1 protein-coding gene is annotated in these 1,513 nt (G+C 64.6%); it reads right to left on the bottom strand.

Going from position 1 to position 1,513, the window contains the following annotated elements; genetic code table 11:
* The coding region (dnaE, locus tag AB0I18_RS52060) for a DNA polymerase III subunit alpha (protein WP_363112897.1) at window positions 1–1,513 on the bottom strand (1,513 nt) is incomplete at both ends.

Raw genomic sequence — 1,513 nt, 5'->3', positions numbered from 1 at the left:
GCTCGCCGCTCTCCTCCTCGCCGCCGCCGAAGAGGTCGAACTGCCCCTCGGCCTCCTTGCGCTTGACCTGCACCACGTTGTCGATCATCGGCTCGTACGCGCCGATGAGGCCCTTGCGCGTGTGCCCCAGGCCGTCGAACGCGCCCGCCTTGATCAGCGATTCCGTGGTGCGCTTGTTGCAGGCGACCGCCTCGACCTTGTCGAGGTAGTCGGGGAACGAGGTGTACTTTCCCTTCGCCTCACGGGACCGGATGATCGAGTCGACCACGTTCGTGCCGACGTTCCGGACGGCCTCCAGACCGAAGAGGATCACGTCCTCGCCTTGGGCGGCGAAGTTGTGCACCGAGTCGTTGACGCTCGGCGGGAGGACCTTGATGCCCATGCGGCGGCACTCGTTGAGGTAGACGGCCGACTTGTCCTTGTCGTCCTTGACGGAGGTGAGCAGGGCGGCCATGTACTCGGCCGGGTAGTTGGCCTTCAGGTACCCGGTCCAGTACGACACCAGGGCGTAGGCCGCCGCATGGGCCTTGTTGAAGGCGTATCCGGCGAACGGGACCAGCACGTCCCACACCGCCTGGATCGCCTCGTCGGAGTAGCCGCGCTCCCTGCATCCGCCGCGGAAGGGGACGAACTCCTTGTCCAGGATCTCTTTCTTCTTCTTGCCCATGGCCCGGCGCAGCAGATCCGCCTGCCCCAGGCTGTAGCCCGCGAGAATCTGTGCCGCCTTCTGCACCTGCTCCTGGTAGACCACCAGTCCATAGGTGAGGCCCAGGACGTCCTTCAGGGGTTCTTCGAGTTCCGGGTGGATCGGGGTGATCTCCTGCTGCCCGGTCTTTCGTAAGGCGTAGTTCGTGTGCGAGTTCATCGCCATCGGGCCCGGCCGGTACAGGGCGGTGACAGCCGTGATGTCCTCGAACCGGTCCGGCTTCATCAGCCGGAACAAGGAGCGCATCGCACTGCTCTCGAACTGGAAGACACCGACCGTGTCGCCGCGTCCCAGAAGCTCGAACGTCGGGGTGTCATCGAGCGGGAGGCTCAGCAGATCGATGTCGATGCCCTTATTGGCCTTCACCATCTTGATGGCGTCGTCCATGATCGTCAGGTTGCGCAGACCCAGGAAGTCCATCTTCAGCAGGCCCAGCGACTCGCACTGCGGGTAGTCCCACTGCGTGATCGTCACACCGTCGGTGTGCCGCACCCAGATCGGCGCATGGTCGACGATCGGCTCACTGGACATGATCACGCCGGCCGCGTGCACACCCATCTGCCGGACCAGACCCTCCACACCCTTCGCGGTGTCGATGACCTTCTTCACATCCGGCTCGTTCTCGTACATCCCCCGGATCTCGCCCGCCTCGCCGTACCGCGGATGCGAGGGGTCCGTGATCCCCGCCAACTCGATACCGGCTCCTCCGACATCGGCGGGCATCGCCTTGGTGAGCCGGTCGCCCATCGCGTACGGATAACCCAGCACGCGCGCGGAGTCCTTGATCGCGTTCTTCGCCTTGATCTT

The organism is Streptomyces sp. NPDC050704 (genome assembly GCF_040654355.1).
Lineage (GTDB): Bacteria > Actinomycetota > Actinomycetes > Streptomycetales > Streptomycetaceae > Streptomyces.
This window is presented reverse-complemented; position numbering and strand designations above follow the sequence as displayed.